Genomic DNA, 22,892 nt, shown 5'->3' on the forward strand with positions numbered 1-22,892 from the left:
TCTCGATGGGTCCGCGGCTCAGGCGGCCGGTTCGTCGGAGACGACGACCTTGCCGATGACACGGCCGCTCTCGACGAGGCGGTGGGCCTCTCGGAGGGTCTCCGCGGTGATCGGCTGGAGGACCGTCGTCGCGGTTCCGCGGATGCGTCCGGTGTCGACGAGCTCGGCGACCTCGTCGAGGATCCGGTGCTGTTCGGCCAGGTCCGCGGCTCCGTGCAGGGAGCGGGCGAACATGAACTCCCAGTGCCAGGTGAGCGCCTTCGACTTCAGCGCGACGACGTCGACCTGCTCGGGGTCGTCGATCGCGACGATCTGGCCGAAGGGGCGCAGCACCCGCTCGTAGACGGGGAGCTGGCCGGTCGAGTTGGCGGTCAGGATCCACTCGATGCCGTTCGGAGCGAGGGTGAGGACCTGTGCGGCGAGGTCGCCGTGGTGGTCGACGACGTCGTGGGCGCCGAGGTCGCGCACCCACGCCTCGCTCTCCGGTCGGGAGGCGGTGGCGATGACCCGAACGCCGGGCAGCAGCGTCCGGACGAGCTGGATCGCGATCGAACCGACACCGCCTGCGCCCCCGACGACGAGCAGCGTGCCCGTCGCGTCCGTTGCGATCCGGAGCTTGTCGAACAGGCTCTCCCACGCGGTGATCGCGGTGAGCGGGAGCGCGGCGGCCTCGGTGTGGGACATCGTCGACGGCTTCCGTCCGACGATCCGCTCGTCGACGAGCTGGAGTTCCGCGTTGCTGCCGGGCCGGTCGATGGCGCCGGCGTAGAACACTTCGTCGCCCGGGGCGAAGAGCGTGACGGCGTCACCGACGGCACGGACGGTACCGGAGGCGTCAAAGCCGAGCACCCGCACACCGCCGTCCGGTTCCGAGCCGCCGCGGAGCTTGACGTCGACGGGGTTGACCGAGACCGCGCGGACCTCGACGAGCAGGTCGTGCGGGCCGGGGACCGGTTCGGGGATGGTCGTCGGCACCAGGCTGCGGGCGCTGGTGACCGGGAGAGCGGCTGTCTGTCCGATCGCTCGGACCTCGTTCGTCGTGGTCATGTCAGTACCGTGCACCCTTTCCCGTGGTTACCCGCAAGGCCCCCTGGTTACCGTCGGGTAACCGAGAAAGCCCAGTTCGGAAGCCGTACCCAACGGGAACCAAGCGGTTGCGGCTCGACGTGGCCGCAGCTACAGTGCCGCTGTGACCACGTCGATGAGCCGTCCCGTCGAAGCCGCCCACGTGCTCGACACCTGCGACCGGAACGACGTCTACGCCGCGGCCTGCCCGTGCCGCGAGATGCTCGACCTGCTCGCGAACAAGTGGACGGCGCTCGCGATCGGTGTGCTCGAGGACGGCCCGCAGCGGTTCGGCGAACTCCGACGTCACCTGCAGGGCGTGAGCCCGAAGGTGCTCTCCGCGTCGCTGAAGCGCATGGAGGACGCCGGGCTCGTGACCCGGACCGTGTTCGCCGAGGTGCCACCCCGGGTCGAGTACGCGCTGACGCCGCTCGGCCTGGGGGCAGCAGCACCACTGGCGCACCTGCGGGACTGGGTGAACGAGAACGTGACGCGGCACTGAGGCCTCCCTGGGTCGATGCACCCAGGTTCAGGCAAGGCCGCCGGAGCGAGCGTGTCCCCAACCGGGCCAGGTTGTCCTGCCGGGTAGCTCGTAGCGTCGGAGATCGTTCGATCATCCGATCTCGCAGAGGAGCACCCATGTCCCGCACGTGGTTCATCACCGGATCGTCCCGCGGCTTCGGCCGTTCGCTCACCCTCGCCGCCCTCCGCGCCGGCGACCGGGTGGCAGCCACAGCCCGGAAGCCGCAGCAGCTGTCTGACGTCGTCGAGGAGTTCGGGTCGCAGGTGCTCCCACTCGCACTCGACGTCACCGACGCTGCCGCTGCCGTGGACGCACTCGACGCCACCCGCGACGCGTTCGGCTCGGTGGACGTGGTCGTCAACAACGCCGGGTACGCCAACCTCGCACCCGTCGAGACCGCGTCGGAGAACGACTTCCGGCAGCAGTTCGAGACGAACTTCTGGGGCGTCTACAACGTCTCGAAGTCAGCCATCCCGATCCTGCGACAGCAGGGCGGCGGGACCATCGTCCAGTTCTCGTCCGTCGGAGGACGAGTCGGTGGGACCCCGGGCCTCGGCTCGTACCAGGCGGCGAAGTTCGGCATCGACGGGCTGACGCGCGTGCTCGCCACCGAGACGGCGCCGTTCGGGATCCGGTACCTCGTCGTCGAGCCGGGCGGGTTCGCCACCGACTGGGCGGGCGCGTCGATGGACGTCCACGGAATCCCGGAGGAGTACCGCACCACGGTCGGTGCGCTTGCTGATCACCTCCGCGGAGCGCCGGCGGCGGGAGACCCGGACCGCGCCGCCGAGATCCTCGTGCGGACCGTCGGACGCGACCGGCTGCCGTCCCATCTCGTCATCGGCGCCGGGGCGGCTCGCATGGCGATCGCGTACTCGCAGGAACAGATCGCTGAGGCTAGGGCGTGGGAAGGCGTCTCTGCGTCCGCCGACTTCGGTGCCGAGCGAGTGGAGCTCCCGAGTGATGACCAGGATGGGGCCTGAGTAGCGGTCGCCAGTTGAACCCCTCATCACGATGTGCAGTCCTGATCCGGGGCTCGCACATCGACCGTATGTTCGCGGCTTTGACGGTTGCACGACAAGAACGGTCAGCGTCGCCGGGACCGCTTCCAGCCAGTCGTGCTTGGACAGAATGAGCGTTATCGGCAAAGTGCCCTCGTGGCGAGAAATTGCCGATTTCGACTTGCCTACCGGGCGCTCGATCGTGCCGCGACCGCGCGTCAGCGCGCCTCTCTCAGGCCACGGTTCCGGGTCGGGCATGTTCGCGCACGTCGCGAAGGATCTGCACGATAGCTGCCACGTCGTCGTCGTCGAAAAGGTAGTCGACGCCGCTTGGGGCCCGGTCTGTGTACGGCGATTCGTACAGGCGTCCAGCGTCCATCAGACCGTTGGCGGTGAGTTCGTCGACGATGAGATGGACGAATCGGATCTGGTCGACGGAGAAGCGTGAGCCGTCGAGGAAGCGTGCGAACGACTCGAGAGCCGCATCTCGGTCGAGGCCGACGAGCGACCGGATGAACGATCCGAGCCCATGCGCCTGCTCGGCCGCCAACTCAATGTCGGCCTGTGACCCTGCCCCGCTCGCCAGCAGCATCTGCTCGAGGGCTTCCAGGTCGTCTGCCGTGAGCTGACGGTTGCGACGGAGTCGCTGCAGCGCGAGGTGGTCCTCATGCTGTCGCAGATACGCGGTCGCCTTCGCGCGGAACCGTTCAAGGTCCGTCCCCGGCGTTGTGTGCTGCAGCACAATTTCAGTGGCGTCGCCGAGTTCGTCGATGAAGTCGGTGTACACGCGAGGGCGGGTGACGTTCGGTACGAACCGTGCCAGCGCGCGAATGCGAACGCGCGCGACTTCGAGCATGCCCAGGGGCACGTCGATCCACCAGTCGTCGCCGGCGACCTCCTCAAGGAGCACGACCTGTTCCGCGACGGACGGGATCGCGGTCTTCGCCAGCAGCGCCGTCGCGATGGCCTGCACCGTTTGACGGACCCGTTCTGCTGCGGTGAGGTCGCCGTCAAGTTGCGCGAGCTGTCGGCGCAGAATCAGTAGGTCGAAGCGCTTCGCGTCGGTGTCATCGTCCACCACGCTCGATGGAAGACCGGCGAGGTGCTCAAGCGCATCCGATGCATCTTGAGGTGTGAGTGCGTCCCACGCTGCCTGGTCGGCGTATTGCTCGACCCAGCGTCGTTGGGGCCGGACGAGGAAGTTGTCGAGGTTCATACCTGCGACGACCTCGTGCAGGGTGCCTGCGGCAGAGGCGCGAAGGTCAGCATCGATCTGCGTTCGGTCGAGGGCGGTGATCAGTCCGAGCCGGGCTTCAAACAGCCGTTGGGTGAGTGACTTCTGCGTCGAGCCCTCGGAGCCGGGAAGGTCTTGGCTGAAGAATTCAAGGTTGCCGCAGAAGTCGAAGACGAGGAAGTCCTGTTTCGACCGCCCTTCTCCGAACAGGTCGGGGCTGAGGCGGGTGCCGCGGCCGATCATCTGCCAGAACTTCGACTTCGACCGAACGGTCTTGAAGAACACAAGGTTGACGACTTCGGGGACGTCGATGCCGGTGTCGAGCATGTCGACGGAGATCGCGATGTGCGGCGCGTGGTCGGCGATGGAGAACTCATCGATGAGGTTCTGCGCGTACGGGGTGCCGTGGGTGATGACGCGCGCGAAGTGTCCTGCGTGTTCGGGGTACTGCTCGTCGAAACGGCGCTGAATGAACTCGGCGTGGTCCTTGTTCTTCGCGAACACGATCGTTTTGCCGAGGCGGTCACCGCCGGCGACTTTGTACCCATCCGTCATCAAGGTCGCCAGCACCTTGTCGACGGTGTCCTCGTTGAACAGGAACCGGTTCAATTCCTCGGCGTCGATGGCGGTGGGGGTGCCGCCCTCGCCCCAGTCGAGAGCGTCCCAGTCGTCCTTCTCGGCCTCGCTGAGGTCGTCGTAGCGGATGCCCTGACGCAGGAAACGGGTGCCGACCGACACGCCGTACGGTGGGACGAGGAATCCCTCGGCGACGGCTTCGTCCAAGCCGTATGCGTCGGTGGGCACGCCGTCCTCGAGGTGGAATCGTCGGTAGGTGTTGTGGTCGACTTCGTCCTTCGGCGTGGCAGTCAGGCCGACGAGCATCGCGTCGAACCAGTCGAAGATCGCCCCGTACTTTTGGTAGATCGACCGGTGCGCTTCGTCGACCACGATGAGGTCGAAGTATCCCGGCCCGAACTGGCGCGTCGGCCCGTCGCCGCCGTCGTCGGTCTGGTTGATGAGGTTCATCATCGTTGGGTAGGTCGAGACGTAGACGCGTCCTTCGGCGGAGCGTTCGGTGACCAGGTTCACTGTGGTGACGCTCGGCAGATGCGTCTTGAACTCGTTCGCTGCCTGCTTCACGAGCGCGGTGCGGTCGGCGAGGAACAGGATGCGTTTCGCCCAGTTCGCCTTCATCAACTGATCGGCCAACGCGATGACGGTGCGGGTCTTTCCCGAGCCGGTCGCCATCACCAGGAGTGCTTGCCGTTGCCGTCGATCGAACGTGTCCCCGACAGCCCTGATGGCCCGTACCTGGTAGTGCCGACCGGCGACGTCTGTGCTGACGGGGGCGTCGGCCAGCGGCTGTCGGGAGGTGCGACGCTGGATCATGAGGTCTAGTTCGCTGCGGGTGAAGAACCCCGCGACTTGCCGCGGCGGGTACCCGGCCGCGTCGTCCCAAAGCCAGTGCTCGTATCCGTTGGTGTAGAACACGACCGGTCGACGTCCGAACATCGCCTCGAGACAGTCGGCGTACAGCTTCGCCTGCTGCTGCCCGATGAGGGGACTCTTCGTCGTGCGCTTGGCCTCGACGACGGCGAGCGGCAGTCCGTCCGCTCCCCACAGCACGTAGTCGACGAAGCCGACGCCAGCGGCGTTCGGCATGCCGGTGACCTCGAACTCGCGATCACGCGGATCGGCGAGCGGCCAGCCGGCTTCGGCGAGAAGCACGTCGATGAACAGGTCGCGTGTCTGGGCTTCGGAGTAGTCGTGGTCATCGGAGGTGTGGTTCGCAGCTTGAGCCGCAGCTACCTGCGCGCGCAACTGCCCGATCTCAGCAGCTTGCGCCGCCGCGACCTCGTCACGGTCCGCGAGTGCTTTGGCGTGGGCTTCGTCCTGCGCGGCGAACTTCGCCGCGAGCCGCTGCACGTCCTCCCGTGTGAGTGGGGCAGCACTGGCTGCGAGCTTGGGATCGAATGTCGCACCGGTGGGCACGCCCTCGGGATGCGCCGAATGCCGGAACATCGCCCACACCAGCACGTGATGCAGCTCGCGTAGCGCGGCCAACGCGATATCAGGACGCACCGGCTGCTGCGCGTGCACCGCCTGATTGCCAAGCTTCCGTATCAAGTTCAGCTTCTGCCTGATCCCGACCCCCGCGACGCGCGCAAAACCAACGTCATTGATGCGCGCCGCGAGGTCGTCCTGATACGGGACCGGCAGGGCGAGGACATCGTAGAGGTGGCCGACGAGCTGCTCCACCGCCCGACGGCTATAAAAGCACGCGGAGCGCGGGTCACCTGAGAGGTATGACTCTGCCCGGGACGCATCTTCGAACACATCCGGCCATGCGTGCCGCACGAAATTGAAGTTGAAGCTCACAGTTCGCCTCGGAACGCGCGAGACACTAGTGAGTCGAACAACTCATCCATCGAGCGTAGCGCCGTATCTTGCGCCACTTTCGAAAGTGCGTCAAGGCGCGCAACATACTGGCGCTGGCGCTCCATGGAGGGAATCCAAACCTGCAGGTCACGTAATTGAGTCATATTGATAGACGCGATGCCGGTTGTTTGCTTTGCAGAGCGTAAGAAGTACGCCCTGGCGGCGTTTGACGAGATGTATGCGCTCAAGTATTTGCGGAGAACCACAGACTCGTTCGCGAGCCGGACACGGAAGATGTGGTTCTGGTGTAACGCGAGAGGGAGTTCGTCATTCCATAGAGCACCACGTCCGAGTTTGTCCGGGTCGCCGCCTTCTGTTAGCAACAAATCGCCTTTAAGGACACGAAAGCGCCGCATCTCAGCATCAGTCACATCAATGCTCTTCACCGAAGCGAGCTCCAGCCGGCCGTCCTGAACGTTGGCGACCGCCAAGTAGGGCACCGATCCCGCAATGGGAGCTTTCGCGACACGCCCCTTCGTGATCCCTGATGACACCTCCGCCAAGTCTCCGAGACGTATGGACTTCCCATCTTCTCTGCTCGCAACGAGCTCGTCCAATAGAGCCTTTCGTACCGATCCAAGGTGGTCGAGAATTCGGCGGCGCTTCGCGCGCAGAGTGTCGGCCTGGTCGAGGATCGCGGCGATCCGCTGCTGCTCGTCGAGCGGCGGGAGCGGAACTTCAAGCATCCGCATGAAATCCGCCGGAACGCGGCGCTGACCTCCACTTCCGGTCATGCGTAACTCGCCTGATCGACGAACTTCTCGGCGACGGAGGAAATGGAGAAGGTATGCATCGTCCACGTCGGGTCCCGGGCGCACAATATGAAATTCGGTTGAACCGACCCCGATTTCTTCATCGAGAATGGCACGGCCGATCTTCCCATTTTCAAAGCAGGGCGTGATCTTCGCCACGAGCAGATCCCTATTCCGGAAAACCGTGTACCCCTTGGAAACGGCGGAGAATTTCCGCGAGTCGAGCGGAGTTGCTTCTGCCGTCACCTGATCGAGCTGAGCCATCCCGACGAACGAAACGCTCTGTTCTGGACGAACTCGATCTCCTCTCGGATTCACCGTGGCAACGTCAGACAAACGTACGATTCTCATGCGAGCATTGCCTTCAAGGTCGCGAGCTCGTCAGCCAATTCTGCCTCGAGTACCTCGATGTCGGCAATGATGTCGAGAGGCGATCGGTGCTCGACCTCGTCATGGACGATTTCCTTATAGCGGTTCAGAGAGAGGTCGTAACCCTGCGCGGCGATGTCCGCCTTCGGCACCGTGAAGGACTGGTCGGTTCGGCTCCGGGCTCGCTCGCTCGTGCCGCGGTTCGCCCAGCGGGCCAAGACGTCTGGGAGATCGCTTGCCTCGATCGGGTTCCGCTTGTCGTCGAGGGAGAAGCCGTCGGCATGCACGTCGTAGAACCAGACGTCTTCGGTGCCGCCGGAGTTCGTTCTGGTGAAGAACAGGATCGCTGTCGATACTCCTGCGTACGGTCGGAAGACGCCGGAGGGTAGCTTGACGACCGCGTCGAGCTTCTGGTCTTCCACGAGCATGCGCCGCAGTGTCTTGTGCGCGCTTGACGAGCCGAACAGCACGCCGTCGGGCACGATGACGGCCGCGCGGCCGCCGGGCTTCAGCAGCTTCAGGAAGAGGGCAAGAAAGAGAAGCTCGGTCTTCTTGGTCTTCACGACGCGCTGCAGGTCCTTCGACGTCGACTCGTAGTCGAGAGAGCCGGCAAAGGGCGGGTTGGCAAGGATCAGCGTGTACCGCTCGGCATCGTCGCTGGCGCCTTCGGAGAGAGAGTCGCGGTAGCGGATGTCGGGTGCTTCGATGCCGTGCAGGAGCATGTTCATGCTGCCGATGCGGAGCATGGTCGAATCGAAGTCGAACCCGTGGAACATGCTCGTGTGGAAGTGCGAGCGCTGTGCAGCGTTGGTCAGAACGGCCGGGTGCTCGCGTCGCACGTACTCCGACGCAGCCACGAGGAACCCTGCGGTACCGGCTGCGGGATCACAGATCTCGTCTGCTGGTTGCGGGGCCATCATGGCGACCATGAGGTCGATGATGTGGCGGGGCGTACGGAACTGACCATTCACTCCAGCGGAGGCGATCTTCGACAGCAGGTACTCGTACAGATCGCCGTTGGTGTCGCGCTCGGCCATGGGGATCTCGTCGAGCATGTCGACGACCCGCGATAGCAACGCGGGCGTCGGGATGGTGAACCGGGCGTCGCGCATGTGATCGCCATACGTCGATCCATCACCGCCGAGAGCACGGAGGAACGGGAACACGCCCTCTCCAACGATCCGCCACATCGTTTCGGGCTCATCGTTCTTGAACCGGCTCCACCGCAACTTCTCCTGGCCGGGCCCGTAGATCTGTCGCTCGACGCTGCCGCCGGTAACGCGCGCCTTCTTCTCTGCGAGTGTCTGGAGGTCGTCGAGCCGGCGGACGAACAGTAGGTAGGTGATCTGCTCGATCACCTCGAGCGGATTCGAAATCCCACCGGACCAGAACGCGTCCCAGACTCGATCGATCTTGCTCTTGAGTTCCCCGGCTATCACGGTCTCACGATAGCGGTTACTCGGGTGGAGGCCACTGCCCACGCTCGTGCCAGCTGCCGCTGTCGCGAACGGACAGTCGGGTTGGTGTCCCGTCGCGAAGCGAGTAAGGCTCGCTCTATTCTGTGCAGGTGACCAGCATGCCCCTCGGCGAGAACGACTCAACGCCGGAACACCGACGCAACCTCCTCACCACTGCGCTGGACAAAGCGCTCAGCGTCCAGGGCGCCGTGGTCGCGGGAAACCTTGCCCGTGCGCGGCAACGCAACCCGGAAGCGACTCCTCAGCAAGTCGTGCACACGCTCGAGAACATGTATCGCACCGCCCTAGCTGGAACCGGCGCCGCTGTTGGCGCCGTCGCGGCTGCCCCCGGAGTCGGTACGGCTGCGGGACTGGCTCTCGCAGGAGGGGAGATTCTATCTTCGCTCGAGCTGAGCGCGTTGTTTGCGCTCTCCGTCGCGGAAGTGCACGGCGTCCGTGTCGACGAACTTGAGCGCCGTCGCACCCTCGTTTTAGGTGTCCTCCTTGGCGGTGGGGCTTCACAGACGATCGAGAAGGTCGCGGGACGGACCGGACCGCACTGGGCGAAAGCCATCGTCAACGCCATCCCCGTGTCGCAACTCAAGCAGATCAACAAGGTCCTCGGCCAGAACTTTGTGACGAAATGGGGAACGAAGCAGGGCATCATCGTCCTCGGCAACGTTGTCCCGTTCGGAATTGGAGCCGTCATCGGGGGCGGCGCAAACCTGGGCATGGCCGAGTTGACCGTCCGCGCAGCTCGACGCGCTTTCGGGCCGGCACCCACCACCTGGCCGGGTTCGCTCGACACGTCGTCCGAGTCCGGAGACGATCCTGTCTACGAAGAATGACCTTTGTGTCGGGTCTCCAACGCAATCCGTGAATCGAACCCCTATAAAAGAGGTCCGGACGTCTGAAGCGGCACCGTCAAGCAATCCCAACAATGACTTCCACCATGGAGCCTCGATGCAGATCGCGGAACGATTCAAGCTCGCCCAGGCGTGGTGGGTGTCCAGCGAGCTTACTCGCCGGCACAGCCACTTCAAGATCGCTGAAACGTGGCCGATGGAAGGGTTCTACCATGGTCTTGAAACCTTCGACCCGCGCTCAGGTAGCTCGGTGTTCATGAACCTGAACGGCAGCATTCACCTGATGCGTGGGGACGAACAAGCCGTCGACGGCATCGGCTGGCAGGCATTCTTCGAGGCTGAGGATCCCCACGAGGTGGTGAAGCTCATTGAAACCGCGGTGGGATGGACGACGGCCTCTGCCGACCCCACTACACCTCGATCTCTGACCTATCGAATCATCGCCGCCATCCTGGGCCGCACGATCAACGACCAAATCAGACTCACTGTTGGCACGCACTGGTATGGCGCGTCGTACTTGACTCCTGAGGCGACGCCGGCGTGGGTCAGCGAGTTCGAGGGCCTCGAATCGGCTGTCCGGGCATGCCCGGACGAAGCTGGCCTGCCGTTACGACACTTTTGGATGATCCGTCGTGGCGATCAGCCGTCAGCGGTGCTCGCTGACAACGCCACCCTGTACGCAGCCCACGATGGCCCGACCTCGCTGATGCCCTTGTACCGAAAGACCCGATCACTTGAGGACCCGGTCAACGTCGTTCTGGGTGCCACCGCCTCCTAGCCCGAGAAGCAAGCAGGCGCAAACGATCCTTCACGCCAGAACTTGGTACTCGTAGGCCTGCCGGACGAGGCCGAGTACGTAGCTGAAGTCCGTCGTGTCATCGAAAGCGACCTGTGTGTTACCGACTCCCCAGTGGCCGATCCCGCTTACATCGCGAGCGACTCGGCGCTCGTCGCGGAGCGCCGTGATCGGGATGTTCAGCACGAGGAGGAGCCGCGACGCCTGCGGGACGACGTCGAGGAACGTCGTCTCCGTTCGGAAGGCCACGCGCACCTTCAGGAAATCAAGGGAGACGGAGGGCTCGAACGACATGACTTCGTTGCGAAGCCGCTCGAAGTCCCTACGGCGCTCCGGCCGGAACAGATTCGGGTGGTCAGCGATCGTGTACTGCGACTCTGTCCGGCTCTCCTGATACGTCGCGAGCACCTCGGGCGGAAGCGCGGGCCGAGGCCAGATTCGCAGCGCCTGCTGAGCCAGCCGCGCGGCGCGGGTCCGGATGGCGGACTCGTCCCAGATGTCGAGCTGCCCGATGCCTTGATTGAGGCGAAGCGGGCTCTCCCTGAAGCCACCTTCCATGTCCCGCTTCTCACGGAACGCCCGGTCTGAGTATTCGGAGTTGTATCCGGTCAGTGTGAGATTGCCGAGGGTGTGCAGGTACGCCGACTGGATCTCCTGCCATTTCTCGCCGAGGTCGACTCGCCACTCCGGACGGAGTGACTCGTTCTGCGGAAGGATGTGCTCGATCGTGTACTCGTCCGTCGCGACGAGTTCCTTCCGGCCGTGGTTCTCCAACGACCGGAAGAAGTATGAGCGCCGCTTGAAGTGGTACGCGTCGAAGGACTGCAGCTTCTCCTCGAACTCGGCGTCGGTCGGGAACGTCCGGTATCCCTGCAGGCGCAGGAGGTGTGCTTTGACGCTTTCGACGTAACGGTCCTTCCGGAGGGCGCGCGCCAGGCTCTGGAACGTGGTGGTCAGCGAGTTCGTGGCCCAGCCAGTGACGGCGCGTCGCACGACGTACGAGGTCACCATGTGGACAATCTCGAGCAGCTCGTCCTTGTTGATCACCTCGAAGTCGTAGTCCGTGTATGCCTCGAGGAGGAAGGGGTAGACCACGTCCGCGCGGATCTGGACGAGATCGTCGAACGCTGCCCGTAGTGCTTTGTCGGGTTCGCGGCCGAGCGCGATGGCGCTGTACCGGCGGGAGTACTCGCGCAGCTCATGGACGAGGACATCGACCGCTTCGCCGCGCTGCATCCGAGCGGCTGCGTAGTCCTTGAACGCGTCGTAGATGTCCCCGAGTCGCGGGATGCTGCCGGTGACGGCGGCAAGGTAGTGCCGTACGAAGTCATCGAACGCCGACTCGGAACCGGCGCCGGTGAAGTCGAGCTCCATTGGCCGCCAGTAACCCGTCCAAAGCCGTTCCTGCGCGTCCGTCGTCAGCCCCATCAGCACAAAGTTGCGGATGAGATCCGCCTGCGAGAGCCGCTTGCCGGTTGAGTTCATCGCCTCGAACACGAGCTGCGGGTGATCGATCCCGAGCTGCAGGTGCACGTCGACCACCTGCAACTTCGCCAACCCGCGGCACACCGTCGCCAGATCGGTGGGCGACGCCCCGATCTGGGCACGGAAGAACTCGAAGTTGTCGAACACGCGGCTAGTCGACCCTGCCGCAGGCTCGGTGCCATCGATGACCGATTTCAGTGAGCCTCGATCGTCCTGGGAGAGCAGGAGCTTGTATCGCCGTTCGTCGGCCTTGAACCGATTCGTGAGGTAGGAGTCCCGGATCTCCTCAGCGGAGAAACCTTCGAGTGGTTCGCGGTCCTCAGCGGCTGGGCCCTCCAGGTGGGCGGCTAGTGCCGCGAGGATCAGGCTGACGGTTGTGACGCGTTGTTGACCGTCGATGATGAGGCTCGGTGCCTGGTTGGTCTGCGTGCCCGCGGCTTTCTCCACGTACACGACGGATCCCGTGAAGTGAGCGCCGAGCTCTTCGTTGCCGCCGGCCCGAAGGACGTCCTTCCAGAGCTGCTCACACTCGGCACGACCCCATGCGTACGCTCGCTGATAGATGGGGACTTCGAACTGACTCGTGACTTTCAACAGATCGAGGAGATTTGCATCGACGGCCTTCACGGCCCTCAACCTACCGGCATCCCGCCCCTCGCACATCCGCTCGACCACTCCCCGAAATGTCGCGAGCCGTCAGTGCAGTTGAGACACGGGATGGGCGTCGATGCCGCGTGGAAACCCGATCCTGCCGGTGGCGCTGCCCGTGTGGCAGCTACGTCTCTTGCCGATAGAAGCCCCTATGGTGGGCCTATGGAGTTCGATGCCGACGCGCAGCTCCTCGCTTCCGACGCCTCGTGGGCTTGGAGGAGCTTGGTCGCCGATGCGGTGGAGAACGTCCGTGTGTACACCCCGTACTTCGATTTTCTCCTCGTGCGCCTTTTAATGGGCGCTGATCTTCCGGCCTCCACCATTTGCGTCGTCACGGACTTGTCACCCCGGTCTGGTAACCAGCAGTACCGTGCGCAGCTCCTCGCGACCCGCGCTCTTCTTCGAATTGGCGTTACTGTCCGTTCGCTCGACCGCTTACACGCGAAGGTGCTCGTCGCCGACGACCGAGTAGCGACAATCGGCTCGCAGAACTTCACCAGATACGCAACCGAAAGCCACGAGACCACTGTTGCCGGCCTGCAGCATCTCGGGAGAAGCGACTTCCTCTTGACGCTAGATGCTTGGCTTGAATCGGCAATTCCGGTCAGTGAGGAGTTCATCGAGAGCCTCCTGACGGAACTTGATGAAGAGATGGGTGCCGCTGCCGCAGTCCATGGCCGGCTAGTCGACGCATTCGATGAGCGCTGGAAAGTGTACGTACACGCACTCGAGGGGGCGGCCGAGGCGGATCGGCTGCGCGCGCAGCGCCAGCAGGAGTTGGAGGCCGCGCAGCGGGAACGCGCTCAACGTCCGCAAGCGTCGGAGGACGTGGATAGCCGCGGCAACCACGCTGACGTGGCTGCAACGCGGGACGCGTTTCGGCGTCGGCTCGGTCAGGCCGTTGCTAAGCAGCGTCAGGCGCAGCAGTCCGTCTGGGCAGCCGTTCGGCACACCGGCGGCTGGATGGGCTACAGCTCGTTCCTACCAGATGATCCGCAGGCGGACTTCACGAATTGGATCGTTCAGGGCAGTAGGGACACCGGCGCTCTGGTGTCGCTCACTCGATACCGGATGTATCCGCTTATCCTCAACCCGTCTGGGCGCATTGCATTCGCCCGGGTCGTGAAGACGCGCATCAGCTACCTCCGGTTCGCGGTCGGTCCACTGGCGATCGGTGTTCTGGGTGGCTACTCGCTTCAGGCACAGGTCGAGCTTCCGGAAACCGACACCGAAGAGGCGAACTTGCACATCACGGTATTCCCGTTGCATCTGCCAGTCGTCGACGGTGTTCGCCTCCGAATCCAGTTTGACGGTGCCGCGGGCAGGCTTCGGGGCTGGGAGCCAGCAGGTCGCCGAACGGAGGGCGAACGTCGCTGGGACCCGTCGCCAGTGCTGAGCGCACTCGACGACCCCGACGCAGTCAACCAGCTCACAGCCCGCGTACTCGGGTCCTTCAGGTACCAGACGCTCGACGTAGGGAAGCTGAACGCGGCAGAGTTCTTTCCAGCAGGATGGTCGCGGGTGTCACTCCTGCAGTTTGCGGGGCTTCCTGTCCTGAGCATCGGATGATCCCCACCTGGACAGCAGGGCTTCGACGACGGACGAACGTGAGTGCAGCCACTGGTCCTCAGACTCTTCGAGCCGCTGACTCCGACCAGCCTGGACCTGTGGGTCCCGTTCCGCCGTCCCCGTCCCACTCTCAACGTCCACCCAACTGGCTAGGCTCCGGGGCCCTAGTCGGAGCTAGAAGACCGTAGAAGGGCTCCCGACGCGTGGTAACGCATCGCTGTCTGTTGCGACTAGCGCGGTCGTGGCTGGTGCGACGGTCGGAGCAGGGGGTAGCTTGTCGCACGTCCGACCGCAACGCTCTCGGAGACGTATCACGGCGCAGCCTCCCAGAGGCGTGGAACAGAATCCCGGAACCCGTGGAACACCCGTCGTTGCTGGGATCCGCGATCCGCGCCACCGCTGGCATCCGCGAATAGACCGAACACCTCGCAACTCCGCGCTGACCGGTCGCATCTTCGCTGCTCAATTCGAGCGACCCGACCGCAGGGGCGAGTGCACTGCATCTGTCCAGGGATTGCCCGGAAGTGGTTCCTTCTGGTTACTTCCCATCACTATAGTGATGTACGCGTCACTATAGTGATGTTGGATGACCGAGGTGAGGAGGGTGTCGTGCAGCTGCAGAGCCCGTTCGCGGCGTTGTCGAGCGGCCTCGATGGTGACGTTCTGATGGTGCTGAGCGGCCTGTCGGACCGACCCTTCACGGTGTCCGCGGTCCAGCGGCTCGTGCCCGGAGGCCGTTCGCGAAACGGCGTGAAGAAGGTGCTTGACCGTCTGACGGAGCAGGGCATCGTTGTGTTCGACGACATCGGCGGCGTGAGCACGTACGCGCTCAACCGAGACCATCTCCTCGCGTCGGCGGTCCTCGAGGTCGCCGGAGCTCGTACCCGCTTCCTCGACAGGGTCCGCGGGGAGATCGCATCGATGCCGGTCCGCTATGCAGCGTTGTTCGGCTCGGCCGCGCGAGGTGCGATGCGACCGGACAGCGACATCGATCTGTTCTTCGCCGTGGACGCCGTTTCGCGGACGGATGCTGAGGACCGCATCTACGACCTCACCATTGCCGTTCACCGGTGGACCGGCAACCAGGTGAACCCCATCGTGTACGACGTCTCGGGGGTCGGCCCCGATGACCCGCTCATCGGTTCCATCGCGAGTGAGGGTATTCCCCTCGTGGAAGACCGCCGATGGCTCCAAGCCCACCTCAGGAAGGCCGCACGTTGACTCCACCGAAACTGCCGTCGACCACTGACGGCGACAACGCTTTCATGCGCGGTCGGCTCGAGAAGGCCAAGGGCTTCCTCGAGTCAGCCGAGACGCTGTTCGAGTTCGGTGCCGAGGATGGGATCCTCGTGCCGACGTCCCCTCATGCCGACTCCTTCGTCGAGCTGTGCGTCGACGCAGGGATCGCCGCGGCAGACGCCATCTGCATCGGCAAGACCGGAAGGTACAGCAGTGGGGCGAGCCACAACGACGGCGTCTCGATCCTGCAGGATGCGACAGACCGGCCGATTGCGAAGCACCTCGAGACGCTCGTTCGGGTCAAGAACAAGGCGGCCTACAGCGCGAGGTCGGTAGACGCATCGGACATCCACAATGCCGGTGCGGCCGCCCGCGCACTCGTTGCCGTCGCGGAGGATCTGGTCTGACAGCTCACCGATCGACGCGGACCCGAAAGCGTCTTCTCTGTGGAGTGTTATCGCTGTGAAGGTATAGTCTTCGTGAGGCGGCAACTCGCCGCCCCACGAGCAGAGGACCACCCATGGCGACCACGCCGCACCACCGCCCACGCGTCCTGATCACCGGCGCGAGCATCGCGGGCCCCGCGCTGGCGTGGGGACTCGACCGATCGGGCTTCGATGTCACGCTGCTCGAGCGGTCGCCGGAGCAGCGGACCACCGGCCAGAACATCGACGTCCGGGGACTCGGGCGCGAGGTCCTCGAGCGCATGGGCCTCCGCGACACGGTGATGCAGCACCTCACCGGCGAAGCGGGCACACGGTACGTGGACGAGCACGGCACCCCGTACGCCACGTTTCCGAAGACCGAGGGCCAGGACGGTCCGACTGCCGAGATCGAGATCCTGCGGGGCACGTTCGCCGGGATCCTCGTGGACGCCCTGCCGGACTCGATCGACCGCCGCTACGGCGACTTCATCACCGGGGCGGAGCAGGACGGCACCGGGGTGAGCGTCCGCTACGACAGTGGCGCTCCGGAGCGGTTCGACCTGGTTGTCGTCGCCGAGGGCCGCAGCTCGCGCACCCGTCGGATCCTGTTCGCCGACGAGACGGAGTACCGCGACCACGGCGTCAGCATCGCCTACGGCACGCTCGACCGGATCGGCAGCGACACCGACCACTGGGACTGGTACACGGCGCCGCGTGGACGTGTCGCGTCGATCCGGCCCGACAACGAGGGGACGATCCGGGCCAGTGTGTCCTTCGAGTCGGAGCCGATGGGCTTCGAGCAGCTCCCCGTCGACGTGCAGCTGCGGATCCTGCGCGAGCGCTTCCGGGGCGCAGGGTGGCAGACGGAGCGGATCCTCGACGGGTTCAGCGAGCGGTCTGACGAGTTCTACACGCAGCGGATGGAACAGGTCGTGGTGTCGCGATGGAGCAAGGGCCGGATCGCGCTGCTCGGTGACGCGGCCTGGGGCTCCGGGCCGACCGGCATGGGCACGACGCTGTCCCTGGTCGGCGCGCACATCCTGGCCGGGGAACTCGCACGGACGATCGAGCCGGCCGTCGGCGCTGATCACGGGTACTCGATCCCGGACGCATTCGCGCGCTACGAGGAGATGCTCCGCGGGTACGCCGACAGCGCCCAGGGGCTTCCGCGCGGCGGTGCGCGCCTGCTGCACCCGTCGTCGAAGGCGGGCGTCCGCGCGGTGCGGGCGGCGCTCCGGGTGGCGTCTCTCGGTCCGGTCCGCGGCTTCGCCCAGAAGTACCTGCTGACGAGCGAGAAGCACGTCCCCGTCCTGCCGCACTACCCGACACTGCAGGGGGCCCGGGAGGCGGCAGAATCGATCGCATGACCGACTTGCGCTCCCAGACCCTCGAGGCGCTCCGCCACTACGCCGTCCGGTACCAGGAGTCGGCGCTCCACTTCGCAGCAGGGATGGAGCTGCCGACCTCGGACGGCGTCGCGCTGGGGGAGATCCTCTGGGCGGAGACCGAGGGCGAGCCGATGACGGGCACGCGGCTCGCCCGGCGGATCGGGATGACCTCGGGTGCGGCGAACGCGTTGGTCAACCGGCTCGAGGAGCGCGGGTTGATCGTGCGCAGCCGCGAGAGCACCGACCGTCGGGTCGTCACCCTCCGCGTCACCGATCTCACCCGGGAACGCAGCAGTGGGTTCCTCGGGTCACGTGCCGCGGAGCTCGACGAGGCGATCGGTTCGTACGACGACGACACGTTGATGGTCGTGCGCGACTTCCTGCTCCGCTTCGCCGCGGTCCTGCCGCAGGACGACACCGCTCCGTCGAAGCGCTGACGGAACCGAGCCGGTCAGCGGCTCCTCACCACGAACTCGGCGCGTAGTCCTTCAGGAAGACACCGAACACGTCCTCGCCGGCTTCGCCACGGACGATCGGGTCGTAGACGCGGGCTGCCCCGTCGACCAGGTCGAGCGGCGCGTGGAAGCCCTCTTCGGCGAGCCGGACCTTCGTGGGGTGCGGCCGTTCGTCGGTGATCCAGCCGGTGTCGACGCTCGTCATCAGGATGTGGTCGGTCTCGAACATCTCCTGCGCGCTCGTGCGGGTGAGCATGTTCACGGCGGCCTTCGCCATGTTCGTGTGCGGGTGCCCCGGCCCCTTGTACGCGCGGCCGAACACCCCTTCCATGGCACTGACGTTCACCACGTAGGTGCGGCGTCCCGTGCTCGCGGCCATCGCGGGGCGGAGCTTCGAGATCAGGATGAACGGCGCCGTGGTGTTGGCCAGCTGGACCTCGAGCATCTCGAGCGGGTCGACCTCGTCCACCTGCTGGGTCCACGAGTTCTCGTCGTGCAGGTCGGGGACCAGGCCACCGGCGTCGATCGCGGTGCCCAGGGCGAGCCGCTCGAGCGAGCTCGATCCCGGCGCCATCGCCTGTTCGGTCAGCTCGTCGGCTCGGGCTGCGGCGGCCGCGAGGATCGGGTGCGCGGCCACCGAGCGGGCGAGCGCCAGCGGGTGCTGGTCGTTCGTGTGCCCGAAGGTCACGAGTTCGGGCAGCGGTCCGTCGGGCAGGGGCGCGAGTTCCGCGTCGACCAGCGGCTGGTAGGCCCCGGTCGACCGGCGCACGGTCTGCGTGGCGTTGTTGATCAGGATGTCGAGGGGGCCGGACGCGGCGACGTCCTCGGCGAGCCCGATCACCTGGGCGGGGTCACGCAGGTCGATGCCGACGACCTTCAGGCGGTCCATCCAGTCGGCGGAGTCGGGCAGGCTCGCGAACCGGCGCACCGCATCGCGGGGGAACCGCGTGGTGATGGTGGTGTGGGCCCCGTCGCGCAGCAGCCGGAGGGCGATGTACATGCCGATCTTCGCGCGGCCGCCGGTGAGCAGCGCCCGCTTGCCGGTCAGGTCCGTCCGGGCGTCGCGCTTCGCGTGGCTCAGACGAGCGCACGACGGGCAGAGCTGGTGGTAGAACGCATCGACGACCGTGTAGTGCTGCTTGCACATGTAGCAGGGCCGTGACTTCAGCAGCGTGCCCGCGGTCGTCGAGGCGGTCGAAGCGCTGATCAGGACGCCTCGGGTCTCGTCGTCGATCCGGTCGGCGGCCCCGGTGGCGGTGGCGGCGATCACCCGGCGGTCGGCCTCGGCGATGACGCCGCGCTTCTCGAGACGGTGCGCACGCTTGACGGCCTTGAACATCTTCGCCGTGGCCTGGCGGACCCGGATGAAGTCCGGGTGCGTCTCGTCGATCGACGGCAGCTGCTCGAGCACCCGGAGCGCGACGGTCAGGTCGTCGGGGTCGATGCCGCTGGGTTCGGGGTGCTCGGAGCTCACACGCGATCCTACGTCGGGACCGAGCGCCGGTCAGACGAGCTGCTGCTCCATGCACACGCTCGTCGGGTCGTCGACGTACGGGCCGAACCGGGGGATGTCCGCGTACCCGGCCTTCCGGTACAGCGCGATCGCCGCGGCCTGCGGCAGACCGGTCTCGAGCCGGACGGTCCCGATACCGACCGCGCGGGCCCGGTCGTGCAGGGCGTCGAGCAACCGCGTCCCCACGCCGAGCCCACGCGCGGCGTCGCTCACGAACATGCGCTTGACCTCGCCGGTGCCGTCGCCGGCGTCGACGAGCGCCACCGTGCCGAGGGCGGTGCCGTCCTCGCGCGCCACCAGGAACGTGACGTCGGGCTGGTCCAGGTCGTCGACGTCGAGGGCGTGGTAGTTCTCGGCCGGGTAGAGGCTCAGTCCGTAGTCGTCGCCCTGCTGCAGCAGGTGCAGGACGTCGTCCTGCCGGGGGCTCTCGATCCGCACGGTCAGCACCGTCCCACAGTAACGAGGACGACGAGAACAGTGGGCAGACGAGGCCCCCGGCCGACGGCGATCAAACCAGGAGTCCCTCGCTGACCTCCCACAGGCGCCGGGCATCGTCGGCGTCGAGCATCGCCGAGTTCGCGTCCGACGGGATGCGGTCCGCGGTCAGGGGCAGGACCCGGTCGTCGATCACGGCGACGTCGCTGTCCTTCAGGTAGACCCCGCCGACGCCGTCGAGCAGCGGGCTCGCGGCGCCGAACACGAGCGTCGCTGCGCCCTGCTCGACGGTCTTCTTGCCGACCTCGGGGTCGATGACGGTCACCCCGTGGTCGTCGACCAGTCCCTGCTCCCGGTACGACGCGAGCACCGTCGGGTCGTGCGGGCCGGGTCCGACGATGACGCCCGGGTGCGCGGCGAAGGCGCGGATGCCCTGATCGGCGTACCGGCGGTCGAGCTCCACCGTGAACAGGACGTTCGCCCGCTTCGACTGCCCGTACGCGGTGACCGGGTCGTACCCGTGCGCGAACGTCAGGTCGTCCCACCAGATCTGCCCGAACCGCGCCGCACCGGAGGTGACGGTCAGGACCCGCGCACCACGGGCCTCCAGGAGGGCGGGCAGGAGCGCCCGCGTGAGCTGGAAGTGCCCGAGGTGCGTCGTCGAGAACGCCAGTTCGTTGCCGCGGCCGTCGAGCCGGCGGTCCGGGGTGAAGAGCATCGCGGCACTGTTCACGAGCATGTGCAGCGGGCGGCCGGAGGCCGACCAGCGCGCGGCGAAGGCGTCGACCGACGACGGGTCGGTGAGGTCGAGGGCCTCGACGTGGACGCCGGGGATGCCGGCGACGGCTGCGGATGCCCGGTCGACGTCGCGGGAGGCGACGGTGACGTCGGCGCCGGCCGCCGCGAGGGCGCGGCTGGTCTCGCGGCCGAGCCGGCTGTGGCCGCCGGTCACGACGACGTTCCGGCCGGTCAGGTCGACGCCGTCCAGGACGTCGGCGGCGGTGGACGCGGCGGTGAACGGAGTGGGCAGGGGGTGCTGGTGGGTGATCACGAGTGGTACTCCTTCGATTCGATGTGGCCGACGGCGGCAGCAGGGCTGGCCGCGACGGCGGCAGCAGGGCTGGCCGCGTCGGCGGTGGCGGGGCCGACGGCGTCGGCGACCGCCGACCACGCGTCGGGGTCGAGGCCGAGCTCGGTCCGGAGGAACGCCGTCGTGGTGTGGCGGACGAGGTCCACACGCTCGGGGCTCTCGTCCGTGGTGGCGGTCGACTCGTAGTCCTGGATCCCGCCGAGCAGGTGCTCCCCGCCGTGGACGGTCACCAGGTGCCGGGCGCCGGGGCTCAGGTGGTAGACGTCGGTGAACCAGTCCGGGCCACGTGTCGAGAGCTGGGACTGGTCGTGGTCGCCGGCGACGACGAGTGACGGGGTGTGCAGCTGGCTGAAGTCGGGGCTCATGAACGCGAAGTGCTCCTGCGCGAACGGTACGAGGTCGCCGCGCGCGATCCCGGTGGTGGACAGCAGGACCCCGGCGCGCACGCGGTGGTCGGTGCGGTCCTCGCCCGGCCGCCCGTCGGCGTCCAGGACGCGTGCCCCGAGCAGCATGCCCACGGACTGTCCGCCCCACGAGTGTCCGACCGCGGCGATGCGCGCGGTGTCGACGCGCCCGCTCAGACCGGGGACCGCGTCGATGAGCTGGTCGAGGTCGTCGAGCACCCGCTCGAGGTCGTCGACGCGCGTCCGCCAGATGGTCGGGTAGCGCGGGTCCTCGAGCGTCAGCCCGTAGGCCTTCGCGTCGAGGAAGGTCGGTTGGATGACGACGAAGCCGTTCGCGGTCCAGTGGTCGACCAGGGGGTCGCCGCCGGTCATGGACTGGCCGAAGCCGTGGGCGAAGACGATGACGGGCAGGTCGGTGCCGGTCGTCGGTGCGGTGATCCGGACCTCGAGGTCCTGGCCGCGCGAGGGTGCGGGAAGCGTGACGGGGCGCACGCTGATGACCTGCGGTCGAGGTGCTGTGGGTGCCATGTGGGCCCTTCCGGGATGCGGTGTCGCCCGTGTCGGAGCGATCGTCGTCCGAAACGGAGCGACGTTCCGGAACGATATGGAACAACGATCCGGATTGCAAGAGGAAGCGGAGCACTGTTCCGCATCGCGTCGGTGTCGTGCGATGATCGAGGCATGAGCACCCCGTCGCCCGACCCCGCGCCGCGTCGCCGTCGCGACGTCGAGCGCAACGAGCGCACGATCCTCGACGCCGCTGCCGCGGTCTTCACGGCCTCGGGCGTCGGCGCACCGGTGCGCGAGGTCGCCGCCGCCGCCGGTGTCGGGGTGGGCACGCTCTACCGGCACTTCCCGACCCGTTCGGACCTGGTCGTTGCCGTCTACCGGCACCAGATCGAGGCCCTGGTCGACGCGGGGCCGGCGCTGCTCGGCTCGGAGCCGACGCCGTTCGCCGCCCTGCTGCGCTGGGTGCACCAGTTCGTCGACTTCCTCGGCACCAAGCACGGTCTGGCGCGCGTCTGGGAGGGCGACGCCGACGGCTTCACGGCGCTGCACACCATGTTCGTCGACGAGCTCGTGCCCGTGCTCGGCCGGCTGCTCGACGCCGCGCGGGCGTCCGGCGAGGTGGCCGCGCCGACCCCGCCGTACCAGCTGCTCCGGGCCGTCGGCGACCTGGTGGCGTGGAGCCCCCAGGACCCCGACTACGACGTCCGGACGATCGTGACCCTCCTGGTCACCGGGCTGCGGCAGGCGCAGCCGACGGTGACCGACAGCGCGTAGCCGGCCACGCGCACTGGTCGCGACCGGCACCGGACTGGAGGCGCGGTGCGGGCCCGTCACGCGCCTCCCGTCCGGCGTCGCGACCGTCTCGGGCCGCACCAGCGCCGTCGGGGCCGGTCCGGGCCCTACGATCGTCCCGACGAAGGGGGACCACCATGACGGAACTGGCGGACTGGGAGACCGAGGGGGCCAGGGCTCGTCCGGCTCGACCGGGTGACCACGAACCGGCGCCGGCCGCGCTGCGGGCCGTGACGATCATCGGGGTGTTGTTCCTGATCGCCGCGGGCTGCGTGTTCGTCGCGACGGCGTTCCTCCCCACGTCCGACGAGACGGCCGTGCCGGACAGCCTTCGACTGCTGATGGCGACGGTCGTGTCGGTCGGCATCGCCGTGGTCGGCGTGGTCGCCCTGCTGCTCCGACTCGTCGCCGGGGTGCTCGTCCGCCGCTGACGG

The 22,892-nt window shown here is 66.6% G+C and carries 20 protein-coding genes; 11 read left to right on the plus strand and 9 right to left on the minus strand.

Features of this window, described 5'->3' with window-relative positions:
* Nucleotides 1–18 precede the first annotated feature (18 nt).
* On the minus strand, nt 19–1,047 hold the full coding sequence (locus tag DEI98_RS04375; RefSeq protein WP_111100035.1) for a zinc-binding alcohol dehydrogenase family protein: 1,029 nt from the start codon (nt 1,045–1,047) through the stop codon (nt 19–21).
* 142 nt (nt 1,048–1,189) lie between these two features.
* Between DEI98_RS04375 and DEI98_RS04380 the strand changes: the two genes are divergently transcribed.
* Together DEI98_RS04380 and DEI98_RS04385 are read left to right on the plus strand one after the other, a co-directional pair.
* On the plus strand, nt 1,190–1,567 hold the full coding sequence (locus DEI98_RS04380) for a helix-turn-helix domain-containing protein (RefSeq protein WP_258370736.1): 378 nt from the start codon (nt 1,190–1,192) through the stop codon (nt 1,565–1,567).
* Between the two features lie 137 nt (nt 1,568–1,704).
* Nucleotides 1,705–2,571: an SDR family NAD(P)-dependent oxidoreductase gene (locus tag DEI98_RS04385; RefSeq protein WP_111100036.1), complete on the plus strand. Its 867-nt coding sequence runs from the start codon at nt 1,705–1,707 to the stop codon at nt 2,569–2,571.
* A 250-nt stretch (nt 2,572–2,821) separates the two neighbouring features.
* Here DEI98_RS04385 and DEI98_RS04390 read toward each other — a convergent pair whose 3' ends face one another.
* The 3 genes from DEI98_RS04390 to DEI98_RS04400 are packed head-to-tail and all read right to left on the minus strand — an operon-like array spanning nt 2,822 to nt 8,822.
* Nucleotides 2,822–6,202 (minus strand): DEAD/DEAH box helicase family protein, encoded by a 3,381-nt coding sequence (locus DEI98_RS04390; protein WP_111100037.1) that lies wholly within the window; start codon nt 6,200–6,202, stop codon nt 2,822–2,824.
* The gene (locus DEI98_RS04395) at nt 6,199–7,365 is read right to left on the minus strand and encodes a restriction endonuclease subunit S (RefSeq protein ID WP_111100038.1); all 1,167 of its coding nucleotides are present in this window, start codon (nt 7,363–7,365) and stop codon (nt 6,199–6,201) included. Before DEI98_RS04395 ends, DEI98_RS04390 begins: the two co-directional genes overlap by 4 nt.
* Nucleotides 7,362–8,822, minus strand: a complete 1,461-nt coding sequence (locus DEI98_RS04400; protein WP_111100039.1) for a class I SAM-dependent DNA methyltransferase — start codon at nt 8,820–8,822, stop codon at nt 7,362–7,364. Before DEI98_RS04400 ends, DEI98_RS04395 begins: the two co-directional genes overlap by 4 nt.
* Nucleotides 8,823–8,950: 128 nt before the next feature.
* Between DEI98_RS04400 and DEI98_RS04405 the strand changes: the two genes are divergently transcribed.
* Both DEI98_RS04405 and DEI98_RS04410 read left to right on the plus strand, forming a co-directional pair.
* Entirely contained in the window at nt 8,951–9,688 is a 738-nt protein-coding gene (locus DEI98_RS04405) for an EcsC family protein (protein WP_181437929.1), read from the plus strand.
* A gap of 115 nt (nt 9,689–9,803) precedes the next feature.
* Complete coding sequence (locus tag DEI98_RS04410; RefSeq protein ID WP_111100040.1) at nt 9,804–10,484, plus strand: hypothetical protein; 681 nt, start codon at nt 9,804–9,806, stop codon at nt 10,482–10,484.
* A gap of 30 nt (nt 10,485–10,514) precedes the next feature.
* Here the strand turns inward: DEI98_RS04410 and DEI98_RS04415 are convergent, their stop codons facing one another.
* The gene (locus DEI98_RS04415) at nt 10,515–12,614 is read right to left on the minus strand and encodes a DUF262 and DUF1524 domain-containing protein (RefSeq protein WP_111100069.1); all 2,100 of its coding nucleotides are present in this window, start codon (nt 12,612–12,614) and stop codon (nt 10,515–10,517) included.
* Between the two features lie 186 nt (nt 12,615–12,800).
* Here DEI98_RS04415 and DEI98_RS04420 point away from each other — a divergent pair, with 186 nt between their 5' ends.
* The 5 genes from DEI98_RS04420 (at nt 12,801) to DEI98_RS04440 (ending at nt 17,696) form a co-directional block, all read left to right on the plus strand.
* Nucleotides 12,801–14,207 carry a phospholipase D-like domain-containing protein gene (locus DEI98_RS04420; protein WP_181437930.1) on the plus strand — a complete coding sequence of 469 codons (1,407 nt, stop codon included), beginning with the start codon at nt 12,801–12,803 and terminating at the stop codon, nt 14,205–14,207.
* Nucleotides 14,208–14,816: 609 nt separating this feature from the next.
* Nucleotides 14,817–15,428, plus strand: coding sequence for a nucleotidyltransferase family protein (locus DEI98_RS04425; protein WP_181437931.1), 612 nt, complete (start codon nt 14,817–14,819; stop codon nt 15,426–15,428).
* 44 nt (nt 15,429–15,472) lie between these two features.
* Complete coding sequence (locus DEI98_RS04430; RefSeq protein WP_111100042.1) at nt 15,473–15,853, plus strand: hypothetical protein; 381 nt, start codon at nt 15,473–15,475, stop codon at nt 15,851–15,853.
* A 113-nt stretch (nt 15,854–15,966) separates the two neighbouring features.
* Entirely contained in the window at nt 15,967–17,238 is a 1,272-nt protein-coding gene (locus DEI98_RS04435; protein WP_111100043.1) for an FAD-dependent monooxygenase, read from the plus strand.
* A complete protein-coding gene (locus tag DEI98_RS04440) occupies nt 17,235–17,696 on the plus strand; it encodes a MarR family winged helix-turn-helix transcriptional regulator (protein WP_220037062.1) in 462 nt (153 codons plus the stop codon). Before DEI98_RS04435 ends, DEI98_RS04440 begins: the two co-directional genes overlap by 4 nt.
* Before the next feature lie 25 nt (nt 17,697–17,721).
* On the opposite strand, the gene DEI98_RS04445 is transcribed toward DEI98_RS04440, so the two are convergent.
* The 4 genes from DEI98_RS04445 to DEI98_RS04460 form a co-directional block, all read right to left on the minus strand.
* Nucleotides 17,722–19,188: an SDR family oxidoreductase gene (locus DEI98_RS04445; RefSeq protein WP_111100044.1), complete on the minus strand. Its 1,467-nt coding sequence runs from the start codon at nt 19,186–19,188 to the stop codon at nt 17,722–17,724.
* A 30-nt stretch (nt 19,189–19,218) separates the two neighbouring features.
* Nucleotides 19,219–19,674 carry a GNAT family N-acetyltransferase gene (locus DEI98_RS04450; RefSeq protein WP_111100045.1) on the minus strand — a complete coding sequence of 152 codons (456 nt, stop codon included), beginning with the start codon at nt 19,672–19,674 and terminating at the stop codon, nt 19,219–19,221.
* 61 nt (nt 19,675–19,735) lie between these two features.
* Nucleotides 19,736–20,713 (minus strand): SDR family NAD(P)-dependent oxidoreductase, encoded by a 978-nt coding sequence (locus tag DEI98_RS04455; protein WP_111100046.1) that lies wholly within the window; start codon nt 20,711–20,713, stop codon nt 19,736–19,738.
* Nucleotides 20,710–21,684 (minus strand): chlorophyllase, encoded by a 975-nt coding sequence (locus DEI98_RS04460; protein WP_111100047.1) that lies wholly within the window; start codon nt 21,682–21,684, stop codon nt 20,710–20,712. The genes DEI98_RS04455 and DEI98_RS04460 overlap by 4 nt, the downstream gene beginning before the upstream one ends.
* A gap of 153 nt (nt 21,685–21,837) precedes the next feature.
* Here DEI98_RS04460 and DEI98_RS04465 point away from each other — a divergent pair, with 153 nt between their 5' ends.
* Both DEI98_RS04465 and DEI98_RS04470 read left to right on the plus strand, forming a co-directional pair.
* On the plus strand, nt 21,838–22,440 hold the full coding sequence (locus tag DEI98_RS04465; protein ID WP_111100048.1) for a TetR/AcrR family transcriptional regulator: 603 nt from the start codon (nt 21,838–21,840) through the stop codon (nt 22,438–22,440).
* A 155-nt stretch (nt 22,441–22,595) separates the two neighbouring features.
* Entirely contained in the window at nt 22,596–22,889 is a 294-nt protein-coding gene (locus tag DEI98_RS04470) for a hypothetical protein (protein ID WP_111033864.1), read from the plus strand.
* Nucleotides 22,890–22,892: the final 3 nt, after the last annotated feature.

Source organism: Curtobacterium sp. MCLR17_034, from assembly GCF_003234485.1.
In the GTDB taxonomy this organism is placed as follows: Bacteria; Actinomycetota; Actinomycetes; order Actinomycetales; family Microbacteriaceae; genus Curtobacterium; species Curtobacterium flaccumfaciens.